The 22,598-nt window shown below is 70.2% G+C and carries 22 protein-coding genes; 19 read left to right on the top strand and 3 right to left on the bottom strand.

Features of this window, described 5'->3' with window-relative positions; genetic code table 11:
- Positions 1–3 precede the first annotated feature (3 nt).
- Entirely contained in the window at positions 4–1,161 is a 1,158-nt protein-coding gene (locus AC08OO_RS00340; protein ID WP_476609969.1) for a tyrosine-type recombinase/integrase, read from the top strand.
- Here the strand turns inward: AC08OO_RS00340 and AC08OO_RS00335 are convergent.
- Positions 1,146–2,276 (bottom strand): M23 family metallopeptidase, encoded by a 1,131-nt coding sequence (locus AC08OO_RS00335; protein WP_476618125.1) that lies wholly within the window; start codon positions 2,274–2,276, stop codon positions 1,146–1,148. The two genes, AC08OO_RS00340 and AC08OO_RS00335, sit on opposite strands and share 16 nt — an antisense overlap.
- Before the next feature lie 470 nt (positions 2,277–2,746).
- On the opposite strand from AC08OO_RS00335, the gene rpsB reads away from it, so the two are divergent.
- The 14 genes from rpsB (at position 2,747) to AC08OO_RS00265 (ending at position 17,813) form a co-directional block, all read left to right on the top strand.
- Entirely contained in the window at positions 2,747–3,631 is an 885-nt protein-coding gene (gene rpsB, locus AC08OO_RS00330) for a 30S ribosomal protein S2 (RefSeq protein WP_476609149.1), read from the top strand.
- 265 nt (positions 3,632–3,896) lie between these two features.
- Positions 3,897–4,511, top strand: a complete 615-nt coding sequence (tsf, locus tag AC08OO_RS00325; RefSeq protein WP_011437956.1) for a translation elongation factor Ts — start codon at positions 3,897–3,899, stop codon at positions 4,509–4,511.
- A 276-nt stretch (positions 4,512–4,787) separates the two neighbouring features.
- Positions 4,788–5,345, top strand: a complete 558-nt coding sequence (gene frr, locus AC08OO_RS00320; protein ID WP_476606636.1) for a ribosome recycling factor — start codon at positions 4,788–4,790, stop codon at positions 5,343–5,345.
- A 138-nt stretch (positions 5,346–5,483) separates the two neighbouring features.
- A complete protein-coding gene (locus tag AC08OO_RS00315) occupies positions 5,484–6,410 on the top strand; it encodes a phosphatidate cytidylyltransferase (protein WP_476618124.1) in 927 nt (308 codons plus the stop codon).
- Positions 6,411–6,511: 101 nt separating this feature from the next.
- Positions 6,512–7,777, top strand: a complete 1,266-nt coding sequence (rlmN, locus tag AC08OO_RS00310; RefSeq protein ID WP_476609147.1) for a dual-specificity RNA methyltransferase RlmN — start codon at positions 6,512–6,514, stop codon at positions 7,775–7,777.
- The gene (locus AC08OO_RS00305) at positions 7,758–9,086 is read left to right on the top strand and encodes a CE1 family esterase (protein ID WP_476609146.1); all 1,329 of its coding nucleotides are present in this window, start codon (positions 7,758–7,760) and stop codon (positions 9,084–9,086) included. Before rlmN ends, AC08OO_RS00305 begins: the two co-directional genes overlap by 20 nt.
- 161 nt (positions 9,087–9,247) lie before the next feature.
- A complete protein-coding gene (dxr, locus tag AC08OO_RS00300) occupies positions 9,248–10,528 on the top strand; it encodes a 1-deoxy-D-xylulose-5-phosphate reductoisomerase (RefSeq protein ID WP_476609145.1) in 1,281 nt (426 codons plus the stop codon).
- A 31-nt stretch (positions 10,529–10,559) separates the two neighbouring features.
- The gene (locus tag AC08OO_RS00295) at positions 10,560–11,744 is read left to right on the top strand and encodes a M50 family metallopeptidase (RefSeq protein WP_476609144.1); all 1,185 of its coding nucleotides are present in this window, start codon (positions 10,560–10,562) and stop codon (positions 11,742–11,744) included.
- Positions 11,745–11,853: 109 nt separating this feature from the next.
- Positions 11,854–13,008 carry a flavodoxin-dependent (E)-4-hydroxy-3-methylbut-2-enyl-diphosphate synthase gene (gene ispG / locus AC08OO_RS00290; RefSeq protein ID WP_011437949.1) on the top strand — a complete coding sequence of 385 codons (1,155 nt, stop codon included), beginning with the start codon at positions 11,854–11,856 and terminating at the stop codon, positions 13,006–13,008.
- Between the two features lie 13 nt (positions 13,009–13,021).
- Positions 13,022–13,873, top strand: coding sequence for a GNAT family N-acetyltransferase (locus tag AC08OO_RS00285; RefSeq protein WP_476609143.1), 852 nt, complete (start codon positions 13,022–13,024; stop codon positions 13,871–13,873).
- Positions 13,874–14,112: 239 nt separating this feature from the next.
- Complete coding sequence (locus AC08OO_RS00280) at positions 14,113–15,186, top strand: ABC transporter substrate-binding protein (protein ID WP_476609142.1); 1,074 nt, start codon at positions 14,113–14,115, stop codon at positions 15,184–15,186.
- A 177-nt stretch (positions 15,187–15,363) separates the two neighbouring features.
- The gene (locus AC08OO_RS00275; protein ID WP_476609141.1) at positions 15,364–16,161 is read left to right on the top strand and encodes an ABC transporter ATP-binding protein; all 798 of its coding nucleotides are present in this window, start codon (positions 15,364–15,366) and stop codon (positions 16,159–16,161) included.
- Entirely contained in the window at positions 16,151–17,203 is a 1,053-nt protein-coding gene (locus tag AC08OO_RS00270; protein WP_476609140.1) for an ABC transporter permease, read from the top strand. Before AC08OO_RS00275 ends, AC08OO_RS00270 begins: the two co-directional genes overlap by 11 nt.
- 154 nt (positions 17,204–17,357) lie before the next feature.
- Positions 17,358–17,813 (top strand): RrF2 family transcriptional regulator, encoded by a 456-nt coding sequence (locus tag AC08OO_RS00265; protein WP_476609139.1) that lies wholly within the window; start codon positions 17,358–17,360, stop codon positions 17,811–17,813.
- 49 nt (positions 17,814–17,862) lie between these two features.
- Here AC08OO_RS00265 and AC08OO_RS00260 read toward each other — a convergent pair whose 3' ends face one another.
- Positions 17,863–18,387, bottom strand: a complete 525-nt coding sequence (locus tag AC08OO_RS00260) for a DUF4439 domain-containing protein (RefSeq protein ID WP_476609138.1) — start codon at positions 18,385–18,387, stop codon at positions 17,863–17,865.
- Positions 18,384–19,025, bottom strand: coding sequence for a hypothetical protein (locus tag AC08OO_RS00255; protein WP_476618123.1), 642 nt, complete (start codon positions 19,023–19,025; stop codon positions 18,384–18,386). Before AC08OO_RS00255 ends, AC08OO_RS00260 begins: the two co-directional genes overlap by 4 nt.
- Positions 19,026–19,314: 289 nt before the next feature.
- On the opposite strand from AC08OO_RS00255, the gene rimP reads away from it, so the two are divergent.
- The 4 genes from rimP to AC08OO_RS00235 all read left to right on the top strand — a co-directional run.
- Complete coding sequence (gene rimP, locus AC08OO_RS00250; RefSeq protein ID WP_476618122.1) at positions 19,315–20,121, top strand: ribosome maturation factor RimP; 807 nt, start codon at positions 19,315–19,317, stop codon at positions 20,119–20,121.
- Positions 20,118–21,215 (top strand): transcription termination factor NusA, encoded by a 1,098-nt coding sequence (gene nusA, locus AC08OO_RS00245; RefSeq protein WP_476606097.1) that lies wholly within the window; start codon positions 20,118–20,120, stop codon positions 21,213–21,215. The genes rimP and nusA overlap by 4 nt, the downstream gene beginning before the upstream one ends.
- A gap of 7 nt (positions 21,216–21,222) precedes the next feature.
- Positions 21,223–21,522, top strand: a complete 300-nt coding sequence (locus AC08OO_RS00240) for a YlxR family protein (protein WP_476606096.1) — start codon at positions 21,223–21,225, stop codon at positions 21,520–21,522.
- A 253-nt stretch (positions 21,523–21,775) separates the two neighbouring features.
- On the top strand, positions 21,776–22,598 hold an 823-nt coding region (locus tag AC08OO_RS00235), incomplete at its 3' end, for a translation initiation factor IF-2 N-terminal domain-containing protein (RefSeq protein ID WP_476618132.1).

The raw sequence follows: 22,598 nt of genomic DNA, 5'->3' as shown, positions 1-22,598 counted from the left end.
GCAATGTCCCCGGGTGCAGTGTCACGGACGCCGCAGCGTCTTGACGAGAACCATCGATGTTGCCACGGTCGTCTCATGGCCCTGCGAGGCGAGAGCGCCGAGGAGCCCGCCGACGGTCGGCTTCTGCCGCGGCAGCGCCCCCGAGCGACGTGTGGATCAGACGCCCTGCCAGTCGAGATCGTCGAGACACCCGAGTCCGACTGGGACGCGGCGGTCGCGGGTTTTCTCCGCCACCTCATCGCGGAGCTGGCCCGATCTCCTGAGACCGTGCGTGCCTACGCCGCCGACCTCGCCAACCTGCGCGCTCATGCGGAGCGGATGGGCTGTTCGGTCCTCGCCGACCTCGATCTGGCGCTTTTGCGGAGCTGGCTCGCTTCGATGCGCGCCGCCGGGGCGGCGCCGGCAAGCCTGGCCCGGCGCGCCTCGATGGCCCGGGTCTTCTCTTCCTATGCGGCGCGCCGTGGCTTCCTCGACACCGACGTCGCCGCACGGCTCGTGGGTAACCGTACGGTCAGAAGGGTGCCTGAGGTGCTCACCGCCGCGGCCGCGCGTCAGCTCCTTGAGAACCCTTCGCCTGATGTGTCGCCCCCGGGCACGTCGCAGCCGTCCGGGCTGCCGGACTCGACGGCAGACTCCGAGCGGGTCGTACGGCGGGCGGTGGAGCTGCGGGACGCACTCGTTCTCGAGCTTCTGTATGGCAGCGGAATCCGGGTGTCCGAGCTGTGCGGTCTTGACTTGGGGCACATTGATGACGACCGAAGGTTGCTGCGGGTCCTCGGTAAGGGCGGCAAGGAACGCAGCGTGCCGTTCGGCGTGCCGGCGGTGGCCGCCCTACGGTCCTGGAGATCAACGGGACGGCCGCGGCTGATGACCGCCCGTAGCGGGCGTGCGCTGCTCCTCGGCCTGCGCGGAGGTCGCCTCGATCCGCGCACGGTACGGCGGATTCTGACGACGAGGGTGGCGGCCGGTGTCGCTCCGGCCGGCCTGACTCCGCATGGTCTGCGGCATTCGGCGGCGACGCACATGCTGGAAGGCGGGGCCGATCTGCGCTCCGTCCAGGAATTTCTCGGCCATGCGAGTCTCGCGACCACGCAGATCTACACCCATGTGACACCGGAACGGTTGCGCGCGGCCTTCGAGCAGGCTCACCCCCGAGCCTGAGACAAGGCCGGGGACCCAGGGGAGCGATCTGCTGGGAGGAGGGGCAGGAGGCGGGGCGGAGTTCTGCGGAAGAACAGCAGGGGATCGAGGTAGTCCGTCCCGCGCAGAAGCCCCCAGTGCAGGCATGCGGCCACCGGACAGCCTGGATGGCCATCGCTCATCCAGCCGAGCAGGTCTCCGGCTCGGACCGCGGTTCCGGGGCTGATCGCCGGCGTCAGTGGTTCGTAGGTCGTGCGGAGGTCGCCATGCGTGACGGTGACGATGCCGCGGTTCGCTACGGACCCGGCGAAACTCACCACCCCGTCGGCCGCGGCGAGAACCGGGGCGGCCGGAGAGGCCTTGAGGTCGACTCCGCGATGACCGGGTCCGTAGGGCGAAGGCGGGCGTTCGAAACCGCGGCTCACCGTGACGGCCCCCGACAACGGCCATCGCAGAGCCCGGACCCCGCCGCCGTGGGCCGGCGGTGCCGCGGAGTTCTCCGGTCCGACGTCGCCGGCTGGCGGGTCCGGGTGCTCGTCCCCTTCTCCGCCGCCCAGCGGGCCAGCGGCCGGCGGGGTCACGGCCGGCCGCGTTCGTTCCCCGGCCCGGCGGGCCGCCGGCCGGGGGGATCGTGGGGCGGAGGGAGGCCGGACGGCGGGAGTCGCCGGTCGTCGAGGTGACGAGGTCGCCTTCGGCGAGGGGGCCGGGGGCGAGGGGGCCGGATGTGCCGCCGGCGTCGACCGCGCCGTGGACGGATCAGGTGTCGTCGAGGGTTTCGCCGACGTGCCGGGGGTGAGCCTGAGAGGAGGTGGGCCCGCGGTCCTCACCACAGCCCGAACCTGGCTGATCCCCAGAGCCTGCTCGATGACGTCGTGGCGGGGCTCGGTACCGAACCCGTCACCGGGGCCGAGCCCACCGGCGGAGTCGGTCGCACCGGACGGGGCAGACCCCCCGGGCTCGGACAAGGAGTCGGACAAGGCGGTGGTGCTCCGTTGCGGATCACGTGTCGCCAGGACGAGGCGTGGCCCGTCGGCGTGCGGCTTGATCGGCATCGTGACGGGCCGTCCCAGGGCGATCAGGATGGCGACCGCCGGGATGACGAGCCAGAGCGGGTCGAAGCGTGGCAAAGGGGGCATGACGGTGACACCTCCGGGTCCGGGGGAGGCGCGGCGGCCGGATCCGGTCCAGGTCCGCTCGTCCGGCCGCCGCTGTGCCGGTCCGAAGAGGGGAGCGGACCGGCCTCGTCCACGGTGCGGCGTTTTGACGCCGTTGGGTAGACCGGCCGTGTGATCTGTGGATAACTCCCGCCGCGTGCTGTCGATGCCCGCGCTCTGTGGACATCGCCGGCCGGTCCGTTGATCCGATCCGCTGTGGTAGTCCGATGGATCCTCGTGCCCGGCGGGTATCATCGATCGCAGGGCCCGTCCACCGGGCCCAGTTCGCACGCCCACTTCCGATGATCCGGATCGGATCATCGGAAGGGTCTCCTCGGTCCGCCGCACAGCGGCGGCCACGACCAACCGGGCGTCAGGGGCTGCCGTCGTCAGATGGCGCCGTCACAACCGAGGCGTTCCGGCCCAGGCCGGGCGGGAAGGAGCGACGTCTGATGGCCGTCGTCACCATGAAGCAGCTGCTGGAGAGCGGTGTGCACTTCGGGCACCAGACCAAGCGCTGGAATCCGAAGATGAAGCGGTACATCTTCACCGAACGTAACGGCATTTACATCATCGACCTGCAGCAAACACTGTCCTACATCGACCGCGCCTACGACTTCGTCAAGGAGACCGTGGCGCACGGTGGGACGGTCCTGTTCATCGGGACGAAGAAGCAGGCCCAGGAGGCAATCGAGGAGCACGCGGCCCGGGTCGGAATGCCGTACGTCAAGGAGCGGTGGCTCGGTGGCATGTTGACCAACTTCTCCACGGTCTACAAGCGTCTTCAGCGGCTCAAGGAGCTCGAGGAGATCGAGGTGACCGGCGGTACCGAGGTGCGCACGAAGAAGGAGCAGCTCGTGCTGACCCGGGAGAAGGTCAAGCTGGAGCGCACTCTCGGCGGTATCCGCGACATGAGCCGGGTGCCGAGCGCGGTGTGGGTCGTCGATACCAAGAAGGAGCACATCGCCGTCGGTGAGGCCCGCAAGCTCGGCATTCCCGTCGTGGCGATTCTCGACACGAACTGCGACCCGGACGAGGTCGACTACCCGATCCCCGGCAACGACGACGCGATCCGCAGCGCTGCCCTGCTCACCCGGGTGGTCGCCGATGCGGTCGCGGACGGTCTGATGGCCCGTGCGGGCGCCTCGAGCTCTGCCGATGCCAAGCCCGAGCAGTCCGCGGGTGAGGAGCCGCTCGCCGAGTGGGAGCAGGCCCTGCTGCGTGGTGAGGCACCAGCCGAGGCCCCGGGTGCGGTGGAGCCGGCGACGGTGGAGCCGGCGGCGGTGGAGCCCGCGGACGGGACACGGCCGGACGCCGCGGTCGGCACCGCGGTCTGACCCGCTACCGCGTCTCATTCGCCTGCGGTGGTGGCGATCGACCAGCGGTGACATTGTGTGAGGATGACGGTGGTTCCCCGAGTCGGGTCGGGGACCACCGCTCCCGAATGTCAGGCCTGGTTCCGGTGGTCGGACCCGTGCACCGGATCGGGCGCGCAGCCAGGGCCGCTCGGGCGGGCGCTCCCGCGGCGCCCGGAGGGCACCGCGGGGCCGGGGCCGACAGAACTACGACAGCATCCAGACCCACACCGACGAGAAGAGCACCATGGCAGAGATTTCAGTCGCTGACATCCGGAAGCTCCGGGAGCTCACCGGCGCTGGGATGAGCGACGTCAAGAAGGCGTTGGTCGACAACGCCGGGGACTTCGAGAAGGCGAAGTCCTGGCTGCGGGAGAAGGGCAAGGCGCAGGTCGCCAAGCGTGCGGCACGCAGCGCCGCCAACGGTCTGGTCGAGTCCTATCTGCACCGGACCGACCCGCAGCTCCCGCCCACCCTCGGCGTGCTCGTCGAGCTTCGCTGCGAGACGGACTTCGTGGCCAAGACCGAGGACTTCAAGCAACTCGCCCGCGATCTCGCGCAGCACATCGCCGCGGCGGACCCGCTGTACGTCACCGCCGAGCAGATCCCGAACGAGGTCCTCGAGGCGGAGCGAAAGATCTACGAGGCCGCGGCCCGCGAGGAGGGCAAGCCCGAGCAGGCGATCGCGAAGATCGTTGAAGGGCGCGTCAACGGGTATGTGAAGAGCAGCGTGCTGCTTGACCAGCCATGGGTGAAGGACGGCAAGGTGACCATCCGAGCTCTGCTCGACCAGGCCGGCGCGTCACTGGGTGAGAAGATCGAGGTCGGTCGGTTCTCCCGGTTCAACATCCGCCAGGCCTGAGCGTCGTCGGACCGCCGGCTCCCTGATCGGGTGGCCGGCGGCCGCCGGCTCCGAGGCTTCTCGGTGGGTGCGGTGTCGGCCCAGGTCGGCGGGACGTCGTGGTAGGGCACACTGCAGGCGGCGGCTGTGCGATCATCGGTCAGGCGAATCCGGGACCGGGCGGGACGGCTTCGCCCCTGGGACGACGAACTCGGCTGCGCTCGGCCGAACCGCGGTGATGACAGGACCGGCGCCCGGTGGACGCCGGCGGACCAGGAACAGACGGAAGGAAATGCGGTGATCGACGACACGCTTCTCGAGGCCGAGGAGAAGATGGAGAAGGCGGTCTCGGTCGCCAGGGAGGACTTCGCGAACATCCGCACGGGGCGTATCACTCCCGCGGTCTTCTCCAAGATCCTGGTGGACTACTACGGTGCTCCGACACCGGTGCAGCAGCTCGCGTCGTTCCACATCCCGGAGCCACGTATGGTGATCATCACGCCTTACGACAAATCGTCCCTGGGGGCGATCGAGAAGGCCGTGCGTGCTTCCGATCTCGGGGTCAACCCGAGCAATGACGGCACCATCATCCGGTGTGTTTTTCCGGAGCTGTCCGAGCAACGGCGTCGCGATCTTGTCAAGGTGGCTCGGACCAAGGCCGAGGAAGCCCGGGTGAGTATCCGCAACGTCCGACGCCACGCCAAGGACACGATCGATCGGATCGTGCGGGACGGCGATGCCGGCGAGGACGAGGGCCGGCGGGGTGAGAAGGATCTCGACGAGGCAACTCACCGATACGTCGGACAGGTGGATGAACTTCTTCGGCTCAAGGAATCGGATCTTCTCTCGGTTTGATCATTCCCGCGTCCGTTCTCGATACCGGCCGCTCGCTCCGATGTTCGGTTCTCATGGTCTCGGAACCGCCTGGACGGTCCCCGGATCCGCGCATGACGCATACGCGATGCGGCGGTCGCTGCCCACGGCCGGGCAGCCATGACGACTGTCGACGGCCGCGCGGTGGCTGAGTCCGGGCCGTCCGGGTCATCCGCGCCGCCGGGATCCTCGCCTGGGTCCGGTAATCACGGCCGGCCCGCCGGGACGGTGTCCCGGCCCTCACGTGCCGGCCGCAATCTGCCGGCCGCCATCGGTGTCGGCGTCCTTCTCGGTGCCGTCATCCTCGTTCCGCTGTTCACCCTGCGGGTGATTTTTGTCGGGGTGATCAGTGCCGCGATGGCCCTGGGCACCCACGAGGTGGTCCGCGCGATCCGACTGACGCAGGTACGGGTTCCCCTGCTTCCCCTGGTTGCCGGGGCGGCGGCCATGCCGGTCGTCGCGTACGCCGACGGGACCACCGGCCTGCTGCTGACTCTCGCCGGCACCATCGGCGTGGCGGCGCTGGTCCGTGCTTTCGGGCCATCCACGGGTCTGCTCCGCGACGTCGCCGGCGCCGCGTTCGTGGCCGGCTACATCGGCTTTCCGGCCGGCTTCGCCGCGCTGCTCACCGAACCCTCCGATGGTCGCTGGCGAGTCGTCGCCTTTCTGGGAACGGTGGTGGCCAGCGACGTCGGTGGTTACACGGCCGGTGTCCTCTCCGGCGGTCGGCACAAGATGGCCCCCACCGTCTCCCCGGGGAAGTCGTGGGAGGGATTCGCCGGTTCGGCGGTGACCTGTGTGATCGTCGCCGGGATCGTGCTGGCCTGGCCGCTGGAGGCCGAGGCCTGGCAGGGCGTTCTGCTGGGGCTGGCGGTCGCGTGTACCGCGACGATCGGCGACCTGGGTGAGTCTCTGCTCAAGCGCGACATCGGCATCAAGGATATGAGCAGCCTGCTGCCCGGCCATGGTGGCCTGATGGACCGTCTGGACTCGTTGTTGTGCACCGCCCCGGTCGCCTGGCTTCTGATCACTTTCTTCCTGAACTGATCGGAACCGGGTCCAGTCGACCGGTCTCGCCTCTCGTAGGCCCCTTCGGACAGATCCGTGCATTCGTCTCGGTCGCGGTCACCTGGCAGACTGGATCCGCGATGACTGCCACGACCGCCGAATCCGGACGTCCGGACCAGCCCCCGACCGCCGAGGCGGGCCGGCCCGTACGGCTGACGCTCACCCGGCGAGCGGGCCGAGCGCCGCGTCACCTCGCCGACCTGACCCGGCAGGAACGGCGTGACGTCGCGGTGTCGCTGGGGCAGCCGGCCTTCCGCGCCGATCAGGTGGCCCGGCACTACTATGCGCGGTTGATCGCCGCCGATGAGCCCGAGGCGATGACCGACCTGCCGGAGCGGGACCGCCAGCCGCTCCTCGACGCCCTGCTGCCGAGGCTGCTCGTCCCGGTGCGGACGCTGAGCTGCGACGACGGTCTGACCCGCAAGACGGCATGGCGGACCGTGGACGGCGCTTCTCTCGAGTCTGTGATCATGAGATATCCGGATCGCGCGACGGTCTGTGTGTCGAGCCAGGCGGGCTGCGGCATGGGCTGCCCGTTCTGTGCCACCGGTCAGGGGGGGCTGACCCGAAACCTGTCGACCGCGGAGATCGTCGAACAGGTCGTGCACGCCGCCCGGGTTCTCCAGCGCCGTGAGCTCGCGGGCGGCGAGACCAGGTTGTCGAACGTGGTCTTCATGGGGATGGGCGAGCCGCTGGCGAACTATGCCGCGGTGATCGCCGCGCTACGCCGCCTCACCGCTCACCCCCCCGAGGGCCTGGGCCTGTCGGCTCGCGGCCTGACGGTCAGCACCGTCGGCCTTGTTCCGGCGATTCGTCGTCTCGCCGGAGAGGGCCTGCCGGTGACTCTGGCGGTGTCCCTGCACGCCCCGGACGACGTTCTGCGGAACGAACTCGTCCCCATCAACACCCGTTGGCCGGTGGTCGAGGTGCTCGCGGCCGCCTGGGAGTACGCCGAGGTGACCGGCAGACGGGTAAGCGTCGAGTACGCGCTGATCGACGGGGTCAACGATGACGTGGGACGCGCCGACGCCCTCGCGGACCTGCTCGTCGGCCGGCTCGCGCATGTGAACCTCATTCCGTTGAATCCGACCGGTGGATCCTCGTGGCGCGCCAGCGCCCCGGCCGGCCAGCGCGCGTTCGTCCGCAGGCTCCGGGACCGCGGCATCGTGACGACGGTGCGCGACACCCGGGGCCGGGAGATCGCGGCAGCCTGCGGACAGCTCGCGGCCGAGCCGGCCGGGAAGCCGGAGCGGACGGACCGGCCGGAGCAGCTCGGATCCGACCGTCTCGTCGAGTTCGGTGCCGTGGGGAGCACGACGCCTGACGGTGACCGTGTCCTTCGGTAGTCCGACGAGTCGACGCCGGGGGGCCTCCCGGCCGGGTATCCGGGCGACGAACACCGTATGGCTGCCGATCACGGCCGCCGCCGGAGTGTTGCTGCTGCTCCTGTGGTACGCGATGTCCCAGGAGCCGGGGCCGGCGAAGACCTCGGCGACCCAGGCCGCTCTCGGGGCATCCGGCGGTCGTGCCGCCGGTGCCGCCGTGGCGTCGGCCATACCGTTGCCCACGGTCCCACCGCCCCCCGAGAGCGGCTGCGTCACCGGGAAGACCCTGCCGTCCGGGATCGGTACCCGCGCGCTGCGGGTGGGAGGAACCGAGCGCGGCTACGTCCTCGCCGTACCGACCGCGGGTCCACGGGCCAGGCCACTACCACTGATCTTCAATTTCCATGATCTGAATCAGACGCCGGAAGATCTGGAAGCGTACACGCGGCTCGCCGATCAGGGGACGAAGGCGGGCTTCGTGGTCGCCGCCCCGATCGGGACGCAGGGGCGGTGGAACTTCACCAGATCGAAGGCGGTGGGACCCGACGACGTACTCTTCGTCGGCGCGCTGCTCAACGACCTCGTTGGTCAGATGTGCCTGGACGCGGGACGCGTCTTCGCCGTGGGCTACGGGGACGGCGCGAACATGGTGCTCACGCTGGCCTGCGCGCTGCCGGGCCGTCTTGCGGCGGCGGTGACCGTCGGGTCGAGCGTGCTGCCTGGCTCCTGCGCCAAGCCCGCCACCAACGTCCTGGAGATCCATGGGACCTCGGACCAGATCGCACCGTATGCCGGCGGAGGTGCTCCGCGACCGGCCCCCTTCACCGGGGTCGTCGCGCAGCCCGTGGAAGACCGGCTCACCCGGTACGCCTCCGCTCTGGGCTGCGGCGGAGCCCGCCAGACCTCCCGGGACACGGCCGCCTGGCAGCGCACCGTGTGGAGCGGCTGCCCAGCCGGCCACGATGTCGGACTGTTAGCCATGCAGGGCGCGGGGCACACCTGGCCGGGGGCGCAGGCACGCCCGGCGCTGGGTCCGACCTCCGTCAGCCTGAGTGCCACCATTGTGGCGTTGACCTATTTCGGTTACACGCCTACGCCCGCGACAAGTGGCCTGCCCGGTCCCGCCGTCTCCGCCGGTCCCGCCGGCCCGGGCGTCGCCACCAGTCCGACTCCCGCGGCACCGTCGACTGGATCCTCCGGACCCGCCGCATCCTCCGGACCTGCCACCACGCCGGCGTCGCCCGCCGCCCCGGATGCCACCCCCCGTGCCGAACCGTCCGGGCAGCCGGCAGCCGGCGCCACACCTTCTTCCTCACCCGGCCGGGGATGAGTAGACGTCGGAGCCGTCGTCGACGTGACCGACCGGGCCGACGTGCCACCCCGATCGGGGTGGCCGATCGGGGTGGGCGGCAACCGCAAAGTCCTGCCCACCAGACCTGACGAAACGTAGTTGTCACTGGACCCATTGCGCATCTTCGGGTGGCACCTGTCATGAACCGAACAGGGCGGTGTCGAGCGGTCGGTGGGCCTGAGAGAATAGGTGACGTGGTGGAGGCTTCGATCCTGCGTGAGGTTGTCCTGCTCGGGTCCACCGGTTCGATCGGAACCCAGGCAACAGATGTCGTACGCCGCAACCCGCAGCGGTTCCGGGTGGTGGCGTTGATGGGCGGCGGGTCCCGGGTGGACCTGCTCGCAGCTCAGGCACTGGACCTCGGCGTCCAGGCCGTGGGAGTGGCGGCGGCCTCGGCCGCTCAGGACCTCCAGCTGGCCTTCTTCGCCGAGGCGTCGCGGCGGGGCTACCGTCGGGGTGAGTTCCCCGTGCCAAAGATTCTCGCCGGTCCCCACGCCGCGAGCGAGATCGCGGCGTGGCCATGCGACATCGTCCTCAACGGCATCACCGGCTCGGTCGGGTTGGCCCCGACGCTCGCGGCGCTGGCCGCCGGCCGGACTGTGGCGTTGGCGAACAAGGAATCGTTGGTCGCCGGGGGGCCGTTGGTGCTCGACGCGCTCGGTGGCGACCCCGACCGCCTGGTGCCGGTGGATTCCGAGCACTCCGCACTGGCGCAGTGCCTGCGTGGCGGGCGGCGGGACGAGGTACGCAAACTGGTGTTGACCGCCAGCGGAGGTCCCTTCCGCGGGCGCCGCCGCGACGATCTTGCCGCCGTTACCCCGGAGCAGGCGTTGGCCCATCCCACCTGGGACATGGGACCCCTGGTGACGATCAACTCGGCGACCCTGATGAACAAGGGGCTCGAGCTGATCGAGGCGCACCTGTTCTTCGGGGTTCCTTACGACGACATCGAGGTCGTCGTGCACCCCCAGTCGTTGGTGCACTCGATGGTCGAGTTCACCGACGGCTCGACGATCGCTCAGGTCTCCCCGCCGGACATGCGACTGCCCATCGCGCTGGCGCTCGGCTGGCCGGACCGGGTGGCGCAGGCACAGCCGCCGATGGACTGGTCGCGGGCGCAGGCGCTTACCTTCGAACCGCTGGACGAGGTGGCGTTCCCGGCGGTGGAGCTCGCGCGCACGGCCGGGCGGCGCGGCGGCACCGCCCCCGCGGTCTTCAACGCCGCGAACGAGGAGGCGGTGGCGGCCTTCCTCGCCGGGCGGCTGCCCTTCATCCGTATCGTCGACCTGGTGGCCGAGGTCATCGCCGAGCACGAAGTGATCGATCATCCCACCGTGGAGGAGGTGTTCGCCACCGAACGAGCCGCGCGGGCGGCGGCCGGGCGGCTGATCCGGCGCGAGACCGAACGGGACACGGTATGAGCCGCCCCCCCGGCGCCGAGGGGGCGGTCTGATGGAGCTTCTCGGCATTGCGGCGTTCGCACTGGCCCTGCTGGTGTCGGTCGTCGCGCACGAGGCCGGGCATTTCGTGACGGCCCGGCACTACGGCATGAAGGCTTCCAAGTTCTTCGTCGGTTTCGGGCCGACCATCTGGTCCCGGCGGCGGGGGGAGACCGAGTACGGTGTCAAGGCCATTCCGGCCGGCGGTTTCGTCAAGATCGAGGGGATGACTCCGCTCGAGGAGATCGATCCGGCCGATGAACCCCGCGCCTTCCACAATGCGCGGGCGCGGGCCCGGCTCGTGGTCATGTCGGCCGGTTCCTTCGTGCATTTCGTCATCGCCATCGTGCTGGTCTACGGAGTGCTCGTTGTCCTGGGCACGACCACGATCAGCGAGTCGAGGGTCGGCGCGACGAGTTGCGTCGCCACGACCGCGACTTGTTCCGGACCGGGGCCGGCCGCGGCGGCCGGTCTGCGGCCGGGTGACCGGATCGTCAGCTTCGGGGGAGTTCCGGTCACGACCTGGACGCAGTTCACCCGGCAGGTGCGTGCGCACGGAGCGGGGCCTGCGGTGATGGTCGTCGAACGGGACGGCCGCACCCTCACTCTCACGCCGAACCTGGTGGAGGTCCGGCGTGATCGGGAGACCGGGCAGGCGGGCGACGACCGGGTCGGCGCCTTGGGCGTCAAACCGGGAACCGAGACAGTGCACTACAACCCGATCGAAGCGGTGCCCCGCACCTTCGATGTCATCGGGTCCGGGTTCACCGGTATGTACGAGACGCTGACCCGCCGGATCGGTGATATCGGTAATATCTTCAGCGACAACCGCAACCCCCAGGGTTTCATCAGCGTGGTGGGAGCGGCGCGTATCGGCGGTGACGTGGTCTCGGCCGAGGGCAGTTCGGCCGTGGACCGGGTGCGGAACCTTCTCATTCTGGTCGCCGCGATCAATCTCGCGGTCGGAATTTTTAACCTGTTGCCCCTACTTCCGTTGGACGGCGGTCATATTGCCGTGCTGGGCTTCGAGCAGGCCCGGCATGGTCTACGCAGGCTCCGGGGTTATCGCGGTCCGGTGCAGAAGGTGGATTTCGCCAAACTGTTACCAGCCACGTACGCCACGGTCGTCGTACTGCTCGGGTTCAGTCTGCTTGTCCTGTCCGCCGACATAGTCAATCCTATTCGTCTGAATCAGTAATTTCGTATGAATATGCGCGACGGTGTGCCATTCTGCCCTGCCTCCTGCAGCCGACAGGCCGAGTCAGTCGCACGTCGATCTTCGTCTCCGATTCGCCAGTGAGGACAACGTGACCGTAACTCTGGGCATGCCAACCGCTCCGGCCCGTCCGCTCGGCACGCGGCGGCACAGCCGGCAGATCCACGTGGGCAACGTCCTGGTCGGGGGTGACGCTCCGGTCTCTGTTCAGTCGATGTGCACCACGTTGACGTCGGACGTCAACGCCACGCTGCAGCAGATCGCACAGCTGACAGCGTCGGGATGCCAGATCGTCCGGGTCGCGGTGCCAAGCCAGGACGACGCCGACGCCCTCGCCGCGATCGCCCGCAAGTCCCCGATCCCAGTGATTGCCGATATCCACTTCCAGCCCAAGTACGTCTTCGCCGCGATCGACGCGGGCTGCGCCGCGGTCCGGGTCAACCCCGGCAACATCAAGGCTTTTGACGACAAGGTCGGAGAGATTGCTCGCGCGGCGAAGGCCGCCGGCGTTCCGATCCGGATCGGGGTCAACGCGGGTTCGCTCGACAAGCGGCTGTTGGCGAAGTACGGCAAGGCCACGCCGGAGGCGCTGACGGAGTCGGCCTTGTGGGAATGCTCGCTGTTCGAGGAGCACGACTTCCGCGACATCAAGATCTCGGTGAAGCACCACGACCCGGTCGTCATGATCCAGGCGTACCGGCTGCTCGCCCAGGCCTGCGACTACCCGCTGCACCTCGGTGTCACCGAGGCCGGACCGTCCTTCCAGGGCACGGTCAAGTCCGCGGTCGCCTTCGGGGCCCTGCTCGCCGAGGGAATCGGTGACACGATCAGAGTGTCGCTGTCGGCACCGCCGGTCGAGGAGGTGAAGGTCGGCACCGCGATCCTGGAGTCCCTGGGACTTCGGCAGCGTAAACTCGAAATCGTATCCTGCCCCTCCTGCGGTCGGGCTCAGGTCGATGTCTACACCCTTGCCAATCAGGTCAGCGCCGGTCTCGAGGGCATGGAGGTCCCGTTGCGCGTCGCCGTCATGGGCTGCGTCGTGAACGGGCCGGGCGAGGCCAGGGAGGCCGATCTCGGCGTCGCATCCGGGAACGGCAAGGGTCAGATCTTCGTCCGAGGTGAGGTCGTGAAGACCGTTCCGGAGGCGCAGATCGTGGAAACCCTCATTGAGGAAGCCATGCGGCTGGCCGAGGAGATGGCGGCGGACGGCACCCCGTCCGGCGAACCCTCGGTTTCCGTAGGTTAACCGGCTCGACCGGATGGGCCTACCTCTGCGGTCCGCGCCGACCCGTCTGCTTGACGACAGGGATCTTCCGGCCGTCCGCGAGCTCTTGGCCCGCAACCCGGTCGCCGATGTGTTCGTCGCATCTCGGGTCGAGGCGGCGGGGCTCGACCCGTGGCGTCTCGGCGCCGAGATGTGGGGGCACACCGTGGACGGCCGCTTGGTCGCCCTGTGTTATTCCGGCGCCAACCTCTGGCCCGTGGCGGCGGGCCCCACCTCGGCGAGACTGTTCGCCGAGCGGGCCCGCCGGCAGGGACGGCGCTGCTCGTCCATCGTCGGCGTCTCCTCCTCGGTGACGGCGATGTGGAAGCATCTGGAGCCGACCTGGGGGCGGGCCCGAGAGGTACGGGCCGACCAGCCCCTGCTGGTGCTCGACCGCCCGCCGCGGGTTGCCCCCGATCCGGCGGTGCGTCCGGTGCGCCCGGACGAGCTGGACGTCATCCTGCCGGCCTGCATCGCCATGTTTACCGAGGAGATCGGGGTGTCCCCGGTGCTCGCCGACGGCGGCGCCCTTTACCGCGCCCGCGTCGCCGAGTTTGTCGGTCAGCGGCGTTCCTTCGCCCACATCGCCGACGGCCGGGTGCTGTTCAAGGCCGAGATCGGCGCCGTCGCGGGCGACGTCTGCCAGATCCAGGGCGTCTGGGTCGACCCGGCGCTGCGTGGGCGCGGCCTCGGCGCCGCAGGAACCGCGAGCGTGGTCGCGCTGGCGCGGGCCGCCTTCGCCCCGCGGGTCAGCCTGTACGTCAACGACTTCAACCATGCCGCCCGCCGGGTCTACGACCGGGTGGGCTTTCAGCGGGTCGGGACCTTCGCGTCGATCCTGTTCTGAGGTCGATCCCGGTCTGAGACCGTCCCGGACCCGCTCCGATGGTGTCCGGGGCCTCTGCGGTCCAGCGAAAAATGTCTGTTTTGTCGGCTATGTTCTCATGTCCGGTCAAAGATATTGCAGAACGATGTCATCGTGATGAAGCCACCTGGCCAGGATGGGCACCATCTGGCATGCTTACCATCCCGATGAATTCGATCGACTTGCATGGCGCGGGTGTCAGCCCGCGTGAGGGGGTATCTATGAGGCCGAGCAGACTGTGGCGTGCAGCGACGCCACTCATCGCCGCGGGGGCGCTTGTACTGGCGGTGGTGGGCTGCTCGAGTGACGACGGGGACTCCCAGACGGTCGCCTCGAACGGCCAGATCACCGGCACCCTACGGCTCGGGTACTTCCCGAACCTCACCCATGCGCCAGCTCTCTACGGCGCCGAGAAGGGGATCTTCGCCAAGGACCTCGGCTCTGGAGTCACGCTCAAGACATCGACCTTCAACTCCGGCGTGCAGGAGGCGGAGGCGATTCTGTCCGGCGCCATCGATGCCGGCTATATCGGTCCCAACCCGGCGGTCAACAGCTTCATCAAGTCGCACGGGGAGGCGGTGCGGATCGTCTCCGGCGCTACCTCGGGTGGTGCGTCGCTGGTGGTCAAGCCTGAGATCACCTCCGTCGCGCAGCTCAAGGGCACCACGCTCGCCACCCCGAGCCTGGGCAACACCCAGGACGTGGCGCTGCGGTACTTCCTCAAGAAGAACGGGCTGACGACCGACACCCAGGGTGGGGGTGATGTCTCCATCAAGCCCCAGGACAACACCGTGACGGTGGACGCCTTCGCCAACAGGGCCATCGACGGGGCCTGGGTGCCCGAGCCGACGGCCTCCCGGCTCGTCGCAGCGGGGGGCAAGGTGCTCGTCGACGAGGCCGACGAGTGGCGGGAGACCAAGGGCCAGTTCGTCACGACGGTGCTTCTGGTGAGCACGGACTATCTGAAGAAGAACCCGGAGATCGTCCGCCGGCTCATCACGGCGAATGTGGAATCGATCAACGCGCTCAACGCCGACCGTGACGCCGGCGCGAAGGTCACCAACACGGCGCTGGGCAAGCTGAGTGGCAAGCCGCTGTCCGACAAGATCCTCACCTCGGCCTGGAAGGGGCTGACCTTCACTCCGGACCCGATCGCGGCCTCCCTGTTCACCTCGGCGAAGCACCAGGAGGAGCTCGGCCTCATCAAGAACCCGAAGCTCGACGGTCTGTTCGATCTGACGGTCCTCAACGAGATCCTCGCCAAGCAGGGCAAACCGACGGTCGCCGACTCCTGACCCGCGGCACCCGGCGGTAGCCGGGCCGGCTGAACCTCGGTCCGAGACCACAGGGCGACGACCAGGCCGGGGCGTCGATCATCGATGCCCCGGCCTGGTCCGTCCGTCCGTCCATCCGTCCATCCGTCCATCCGTCCATGCACACCGGCCGCATACACCGCGACGGGGGAATGAACCATGACCGCTGTACTCGCCGACACCGCTGTACCCGCCGACACCGCTGTACCCGCCGACACCGCGCTGCGCATCCACCGCGTCAGTCGGGTCTTCGGATCCGGGCCCGCCAGCGTCAAGGCGCTCGACGACGTCTCCCTGGACGTCCAGGCGGGCGAGTTCGTCTGTCTCCTCGGCGCGTCCGGCTGTGGGAAATCGACCCTGCTCGGCCTGGTCGCCGGTCTCGACCAGCCGTCCGTGGGCGTCGTCGACACCACCGGCCGGCGGGTCGGGATGATGTTCCAGGACTCGGCGTTGCTGCCCTGGCTGACCGCGGGCGGCAACGTCGAGGTGCCGCTGCGGCTGCGGGGGATCGGCAAGGCCGAGCGGCGGGACCGGGTCGAGAGTCTGCTCGCGATGGTCCGGCTCGCCGGTATGTCCGCGAAGCGCCCCCATGAGCTGTCCGGCGGCATGCGCCAGCGGGTGAGCCTGGCCCGGGCCTTCGCGCAGGAGGCCGACATCCTGTGCATGGATGAGCCGTTCGGTGCGCTCGACGCGATGACCCGCGATCTGCTCCACGACGAACTTGAACGGATCTGGCGGGAGACGGGGGTCACCGTCATCTTCGTCACCCACGATGTGCGTGAGGCGGTCCGGCTCGGTGACCGCATCGTGCTGCTGTCCTCCCGGCCTGGCCGGGTCGCGGAGATCTTCGACGTCGACCTCGACCGCCCCCGCCGGATCGACTCCACCCACGTCTCGGAGCTCGCCACCAAGGTGACCGCGCGGCTACGCGAGGAGGTCGGCCGCCATGGCCACTGACGTCAGCGTCTCCACCGACAAGGTCTCCACCGACAAGAGTGTCCTGCTCGGCGAGGCGGGCAAGTCCTTCGACGTCGACACGGCCCTCGCCGGCCTCGACGCGCTGGACATCCCGACCGCGCAACGGCGGCCGTTCGCGGTCCGCGTCTGGGCGGCCAGCTGGCCGAAGCTCGGCGCTCTGCTCCTGTTCCTGCTGCTCTGGCAGATCGTCGTCTGGAGTGGCTGGAAGCCCAGCTATGTGTTGCCCGGCCCGGGCGAGGCACTGGGCGAGTTCGTCGACCAGCTGGGCAGCGGACACTTCTGGGACGCCCTCGCCCGCACCCTGGTCCGGGCCCTGGAGGGATATGCCCTAGCCGTGTTCATCGGCACCGTGGTCGGGATCGCGGTGTCCCGCTTCGGAGTCCTGCGTACCGCGGTGGGATCGTTCATCACCGCGGTGCAGACGATGCCCTCGATCGTCTGGTTCCCGCTCGCCGTCCTGCTGTTCAAGCTCAGCGAGTCCGCAATCATGTTCGTGGTGGTGCTCGGGGCGGCGCCGTCGGTGGCCAACGGCGTCATCTACGGCGTGGACTACGTGCCGCCTCTGCTGGTCCAGGTCGGCCGCAGCATGGGCGCGCGTAGCCTGTCCCTCTACCGGTACGTCGTGGTACCGGCGGCCCTGCCCTCGGTGCTCGCGGGCCTGAAGCAGGGCTGGGCGTTCGCTTGGCGCAGCCTGATGGCCGGCGAATTGCTGGTCATCGTTCCGGGGCATCCGTCCGTCGGAGCTGATCTGCAGAATGCCCGCGAACTACTCGACACGGTCGGGGTACTGGCCTCGATGATCACGATTTTCGTGATCGGGGTGCTCATCGACGCCGGGTTCAACGCTGCGGACCAGCGGATGCGGCAGCGCCGTGGGCTGGTTGCGGAGGGTACGACGGCGGTCCGGGCAGCTCGGCGTCGCCGGAGCGGCAGCGCCGACGGGTCCGCCGCAGCCGCCGCCACGGCCACCTCCTCCGCCGGAGGCGGCGCGGACGCCCCCCGTCCCGAGAGGGCTGGCTGAGGAAGTTCCCGATTCCCCGGCAGGCAGGTTCGTTGGCCGGCAGGTTCGTTGGCCGAGCCGGCGGCGGGAACAGCGCCCGTCGGCGCGGGGCCGTGCCTCGCCCGGTGCCGACCCGGCCCACCCATTCGGCGAGGACCGGCGGCAAAATGGATGCATGCAGATCTCCGCTCGCGCCGACTACGCATTGCGCGCACTCCTGACGTTGGCCGCGAGCAACGGTCGGCTCGTCAAGGGCGAGGCGCTTGCCGAGGCGCAGGATCTGCCGCTGCGCTTCCTCGAGAACATCCTCACCGATCTACGCCGGGCGGGGCTGGTCCAGAGCCGCCGGGGCGCGGACGGGGGATACCAGCTGGGCCTTCCCCCCGAGCGGATCACCATCGCCACGGTGATCCGGGCGACCGACGGTCCGCTCGCCAGCGTGCGGGGCCGGCGTCCTGAGGACACGAATTACGACGGCGCGGCCAAGCACCTGCAGGATGTGTGGATCGCGGTTCGGGTGAACCTGCGGCGGGTGCTGGAGGCCGTGACCCTCGCCGACGTGGCGAGTGGTCAGCTTCCGGACATCGTGACCACCCTCGGCTGCGATCCCGACGCGTGGGTCACCCGCTGACGGGAGCGGCCCGCTTCTCGGGAGCGGCCCGGCCTCCCCGGACGCCAGGTCATGTCCCCGGTAGCGCGCGGCTCGCGGCTGCCAGCGGCATGCCGGCCGCGATGCGGGCCCGCTGCGCGCGTACGGCGGTGCCGGTCAGCGCGTCCAGAGCCAGCGCACGGACGTCCCCGACGAGCACGGCGACAGCGTCGTGGGCCGCCATGGCGCAGGCGTCCTCGATCCTGGCCAGGAGGGCCAGTGCCGCCCCGATGCCCTCCGGCGCGACGGGGAGCCGATAGGCGGGCAGTGCCGGTGGCGCATCCCCGCCGCGGGCCCGGATCGCGGTGATGAGGTCGTCGCGCAGCGCCTGGTGCGCCAGACAGCTCAGTCGCGCGAGCTCGCGCGCCTGAGCCGCGGCCGGGCCGAGCGGCGCGACGGCACCTCCCGCCGCCGCGGTGGCGTAGACGGCGGCATGCGTGGCCGTGAGCATCGTGACCAGTGCCGCGACGCCCACGGGATCCGGGTGCTCGGTTGCGGCGGTCGATCCCGTGGGGGTCGCCGACGCCGGATCGCCCGATGGTGTGTCGGCGGTCATCCGGACACCCGGCTCGCAGCGAGGGCCAGCAGCTCCGCATGCGCGGTCCCGGCGGCGCACATGCTCGCCAGCAGGGAGGCGAGCGGACCGCCCGCGCGCAGGCAGTCGGTGCGGGCGGCGTTCGTCGCCGCACCCTCCATCCCGGTCAGGGAGGCGAGGGTGGCTGCGCGGGCCGTGGGTGACTCGTTGACGAGCTGCGCCGTTCCCGCCGTCCCGGCGCCGTCACGCCCGATCGCCTGGGTCGGGGTGGCTGCCTGGGTCGGGGTGGCTGCCTGGGTCGGGGTGGTCGGTGCGGAGCCCGGGAACTGTTCGGCCAAGGTCCGGAGCTGGACCTCGTGATGGGCCCGCAGCGTGTCGAACAGGGGACGCAGGGACGGGTGGCGCTCGGCCGCCGTCCGGTACGCCGCGGCCAGCGCGGCCGCCCGGACGGCGGCGGCCCTCGCCGCCCGGCGGTCGTCGCCGTCCGGACCCACCGCGGGACCGGTCCGATTCGTTGCGACCGTGGAGCTGCAGCCGGCGGCCTCGAATCCGGCAAATCCGGCGAATCCGGTAAGGGCAAGGCTGGTCAGCCCGGTGAGGAGCCGTCGTCGGGAGGCGTGGGTGAGGTTCGCCGGATCCACCGTCGCAGCTTTGCACATCCCCTGCTGTCGTCCGGAACGCCGTGTGGTCCGCGCGGCCTGATCCGGTTACCCCCGGGTCGCGACGGATCCCGGTCGGGGCGGACGTAGGCTATGGATCTCACCCGGGATGCCGTCGCCCCGGGGCGGCCCAGCCCGGCGGGACCGTCGGCGGTCGGTCCTCGCTGTTCGACGGTGCCGCGGGTCGGGTCGATGAGGGTCGCACGGCTTGATGGCGCCGGCCGAACCTGGGTATCGCCCCCGGGGGATGACAACGTAGCGGCCGGCCTACGGCGTGGGGAGCGACGTCGTGGGTTCGGCGGATGATCAGGTATCGCGGATGCGGGAAGGGACGGTCGAAGTGGCAGGGGCGGGGGAGGCCGGCCGCGCGCGCGACCGGGGCCCATCCGGATCGGCCCGCGGGCGCGGCGGCGTTCGGACGGCGCTGCGGGCTCGGCTGGTGGCTGGCCTCGCCGACGCGGGCTTCGATCTCGAGGATGTGACGGTGACACGGGCCGGATCGCGCAGCGTGGTGCGGGTGGTGGTGGACCGCGACGGAGGAGTCGACCTGGACGCGGTCGCGGACGCCAGCCGGCTCGCCTCCGAGCTGCTTGACGCCGCCGAGACCGACGGCCAGGGCCTGGTCGCCGGGCCTTATGTTCTCGAGGTCACCTCACCGGGCGTCGAACGGCCGCTGACCGAGCCTCGGCACTGGCGCCGCGCGATCGGCAGGTTTGTCACGGTACGTGATCGAGACGGCATCGTCCTCGCCGGGCGTGTCCTGTCCGCCGACGAATCGGGGGCGGATCTGGCGGTGGCGACGGATCCCGCGCGGCCCGGACGCCCCCCGCGTCGGCGGCTCGCGCGGGTGACCTTCGCACAGGTGACCCGGGCTACCGTCGAGGTCGAGTTCTCGGCCGAGGCGTATGATGATCTTTCTATCGAGTCGGTGGAGGCGCCGTCTTTGTCCGCCGTGTTGGTGGAACCCGGCGAGACAGCCGATCTCGGGTACGGAGAGCCGGACGACGATCTTCCGGCGGCGCCGGGGAGGGAATCCAATGACGACGGCCGGGAGGCCGGCCCCCGGGGCGCGGCCGGTAAGGAGATGACCCGGTGAAGCTCGACGTGGCCGCGCTGCGCGGAATCGAGCGGGAGAAGGACATTGCCTTTGACACCTTGGTGCAGGCGATGGAGACGGCCCTGCTGACGGCTTATCACCACACGGCCGGGTCCGCGCAGGACGCCCGGGTAGTGATCGACCGGACGACCGGAGATGTCTCCGTCCTTGCCCGGGAACAGGGCCCGGACGGCACCAGCCGGGAGTACGACGACACCCCGGCGGACTTCGGGCGGATCGCGACCATGACCGCCAAACAGGTGATCATGCAGCGGCTGCGCGAGGCCCAGCAGGAGGTCACCTACGGCCAGTACGCCGACCGGGAGCACGAGATCGTTTCCGGCGTGGTGCAACATCACGAACAGCGGGCCGGCTCCAGGGTCGTGCTCGTCAATCTCGGCACTGTCGAGGGTGTCCTGCCGCCGGCCGAGCAGGTCCCCGGCGAACGGCTCGAACACGGCGACCGGATCAAGTGTTATGTGGTGCACGTCGCGCGGGGGCCGCACGGACCCACGGTGACGTTGTCCCGCACCCATCCCGAGCTGGTGAAGGGGCTGTTCCGGCTGGAGGTGCCCGAGGTCGCCGACGGCACCGTGGAACTCGCCGCGATCGCCCGGGAGGCCGGGCATCGCAGCAAGATAGCGGTGCGGTCCCGGGTGGCCGGGGTCAACCCCAAGGGCGCGTGCATCGGGCCGATGGGCAGCCGGGTGCGTGCCGTCATGGCCGAACTGCGGGGCGAGAAGATCGATATCGTTGACTGGTCGGCCGACCCGGCAACCTTCGTCGGGAGCGCGCTGTCCCCGGCCCGGGTGGCCCGGGTCGAGGTGACGGATCCGGCGAGCCGCTCGGCGCGGGTGGTGGTGCCCGATTACCAGCTGTCGTTGGCCATCGGGCGTGAGGGGCAGAACGCCCGCCTCGCCGCCCGGCTGACGGGGTGGCGCATCGACATCCACTCTGACACCGAGGACTCCGGCGAGGGCGCTGGGAGCGGATCCGAACGGGACTCCGCTGGAGCGCCCCGACGATCGGGACCAGCTACGGTGCCGCGGCGATCACCTGCCGCGGGTGGCCATTCTCGGGGTCAGGCGGGATAGACTTACGATGGCGCGTCGTGCGGAGCCCGTCCGTACCTGTGTCGGATGTCGAAGCCGTGCGCCGAGTTCTGACCTACTGCGTATCGTCGTAGAAGGCGGCGAGCTTCTGCCGGATGCTCGTCGTCGGATGCGTGGTCGGGGTGCGCACGTGCATCCTGATCTTGCATGCCTCGATCTCGCGGAGCGTCGCAAGGCGTTCTCACGAGCACTGCGGGTGTCAGGCCCGCTCGGGTCGAAGCAGGTCAGGCTGTATCTGGAGCGGTTTCGCCCGCGGTGGTCCGGTCCCTCCGGGAGCGGTCCGCCGTAGTCGCGCCAGGCACAGGGAGATACCAGGTAAAGATGGATGGATGGAACGGGCGGACCGCGGCAGCGGACCGGCCGGGTCAGACGGAGTGGGTACCCGCGCCAGCGGCATCCGCTCCCACAGGCGGCGCCAACAGACGTCGACAGGGAAGCAGGTCGAGACAGCGATGACCGCTCAATGAGCACCCAGCCATGATCACGACCGGCAGGTAACGAGGTCACGCGGGCACGGACCGCGGGCCGAACGAAGGAGCACCGTGGCAGGAAAGGCCCGCGTACACGAGCTCGCCAAGGAGCTTGGTGTCGACAGTAAGACCGTGCTCGCCAAGCTCAAGGATCTCGGCGAGTTCGTGAAGTCCGCTTCGTCCACTGTCGAGGCACCCGTCGTCCGCAAGTTGAAGGAAGCGTTCCCCGCCGACGGCGCACCCACTTCCCCGGGCCGGGCCACCAGCCGTCCGGGACCGCCGGGTGGCGGCGCTCGTCCGACCCCGCCGTCCCGTCCTGGTCTGGCGCCTCGGCCCGGTCCGCGCCCGGTTCCCGGGCGGCCTGGTCCCCTCGGCCGGCCCGGTCCGGCGACCCCGGCGCCGTCCCCCTCGCCCGCGTCCCCGCCGCTACCGGCCTCGCCGGTGCAGGCTTCGCCGACGCAGGCCTCCCCGACGTCTGCACCCGCCGCTCCCCGTCCGGCCGCGGCCTCCGCCGTGCCCGCGCCGCCGATGCCGTCCGTGCCGTCCGCTCCCTCCGCCGTGCCCGCGCCGCCGATGCCGTCCGTGCCGTCCGCTCCCTCCGGGCCGCGGCCCGGGCCGAACGCTCCGCGTCCCGGTGCACCGCAGGGCGGTGGCCGTCCGCGTCCCGGCGCCCCGGTTCCTCCCTCGGGTCCCACCGCTGGCGGTCCGACCGCTGGCGGCCCCCGGCCCGGGCCGCGTCCCGGACCCCGGTCGGCTGCGCCCGGTAACAACCCCTACACGACGCCGTCCGCTGGGCCGCGTCCGTCCGCTGGGCCGCGTCCGTCGCCCGGGCAGTCGGGTCCGCCATCGACGCCCACTCCCCGGCCCAGCGCCCCGCGGCCGGGCACCCCCAGGC

Source organism: Frankia sp. CeCAU1, from assembly GCF_977971845.1.
This window is presented reverse-complemented; position numbering and strand designations above follow the sequence as displayed.

Excerpts from the sequence above, each read along its gene's own strand:
- AC08OO_RS00340 (WP_476609969.1), top strand. The coding sequence starts at position 4 with ATGTCCCCGGGTGCAGTGTCACGGACGCCGCAGCGTCTTGACGAGAAC.
- AC08OO_RS00335 (WP_476618125.1), bottom strand. The coding sequence starts at position 2,276 with ATGCCCCCTTTGCCACGCTTCGACCCGCTCTGGCTCGTCATCCCGGCG.
- rpsB (WP_476609149.1), top strand. The coding sequence starts at position 2,747 with ATGGCCGTCGTCACCATGAAGCAGCTGCTGGAGAGCGGTGTGCACTTC.
- tsf (WP_011437956.1), top strand. The coding sequence starts at position 3,897 with ATGGCAGAGATTTCAGTCGCTGACATCCGGAAGCTCCGGGAGCTCACC.
- AC08OO_RS00315 (WP_476618124.1), top strand. The coding sequence starts at position 5,484 with ATGACGACTGTCGACGGCCGCGCGGTGGCTGAGTCCGGGCCGTCCGGG.
- rlmN (WP_476609147.1), top strand. The coding sequence starts at position 6,512 with ATGACTGCCACGACCGCCGAATCCGGACGTCCGGACCAGCCCCCGACC.
- dxr (WP_476609145.1), top strand. The coding sequence starts at position 9,248 with ATGAACCGAACAGGGCGGTGTCGAGCGGTCGGTGGGCCTGAGAGAATA.
- AC08OO_RS00295 (WP_476609144.1), top strand. The coding sequence starts at position 10,560 with ATGGAGCTTCTCGGCATTGCGGCGTTCGCACTGGCCCTGCTGGTGTCG.
- AC08OO_RS00285 (WP_476609143.1), top strand. The coding sequence starts at position 13,022 with ATGGGCCTACCTCTGCGGTCCGCGCCGACCCGTCTGCTTGACGACAGG.
- AC08OO_RS00280 (WP_476609142.1), top strand. The coding sequence starts at position 14,113 with ATGAGGCCGAGCAGACTGTGGCGTGCAGCGACGCCACTCATCGCCGCG.
- AC08OO_RS00275 (WP_476609141.1), top strand. The coding sequence starts at position 15,364 with ATGACCGCTGTACTCGCCGACACCGCTGTACCCGCCGACACCGCTGTA.
- AC08OO_RS00270 (WP_476609140.1), top strand. The coding sequence starts at position 16,151 with ATGGCCACTGACGTCAGCGTCTCCACCGACAAGGTCTCCACCGACAAG.
- AC08OO_RS00265 (WP_476609139.1), top strand. The coding sequence starts at position 17,358 with ATGCAGATCTCCGCTCGCGCCGACTACGCATTGCGCGCACTCCTGACG.
- AC08OO_RS00260 (WP_476609138.1), bottom strand. The coding sequence starts at position 18,387 with ATGACCGCCGACACACCATCGGGCGATCCGGCGTCGGCGACCCCCACG.
- AC08OO_RS00255 (WP_476618123.1), bottom strand. The coding sequence starts at position 19,025 with ATGTGCAAAGCTGCGACGGTGGATCCGGCGAACCTCACCCACGCCTCC.
- AC08OO_RS00240 (WP_476606096.1), top strand. The coding sequence starts at position 21,223 with ATGGCGCGTCGTGCGGAGCCCGTCCGTACCTGTGTCGGATGTCGAAGC.